The organism is Chryseobacterium phosphatilyticum (assembly GCF_002899825.2).
GTDB lineage: Bacteria > Bacteroidota > Bacteroidia > Flavobacteriales > Weeksellaceae > Chryseobacterium > Chryseobacterium phosphatilyticum.
Genome location: NZ_PPED02000112.1, coordinates 1 through 443, shown reverse-complemented (window position 1 = coordinate 443; position 443 = coordinate 1). Strand labels below are relative to the sequence as shown.

The window sequence follows — 443 nt, the reverse complement described above, 5'->3', positions numbered from 1 at the left end:
TTCCTCCGAGATCGATAATTTGACCTTTTCCGCAGCTTTTTTTGCTACCTTGGCAATTTCCTCTTGTTCTAAGTCACGGAAGAATACTTCCATGCACCGTGACCGTATAGCAGGTGGAATTTCGTTTGGAGTTCTGGTCGTTGCTCCGATAAGTCGGAAATCAGCAGGCAGCCCATTTTGAAATATATCATGAATATGCGAAGGAATCTGTGTATTTTCCGCACTGTAATAGGCACTATCAAGAAACACCTTACGATCTTCAAGTACTTTTAATAATTTATTCATTTGAATAGGATGCAATTCCCCAATTTCATCGATAAATAATACTCCACCATGTGCATTTGTCACGGCACCTTGTTTTGGTTGTGGAATTCCAGCTTGCCCCATAGCACCCGCTCCTTGGTAAATAGGGTCATGAACTGAACCAATTAGTGGATCAGCAA

Annotated in this window: 1 protein-coding gene; it reads right to left on the bottom strand. The window is 41.5% G+C overall.

Annotated elements, in window-relative coordinates; genetic code table 11:
- Positions 1–443, bottom strand: a 443-nt coding sequence (locus tag C1631_RS23725; RefSeq protein WP_123966800.1) for a sigma 54-interacting transcriptional regulator, incomplete at both ends; no start/stop codon positions are given.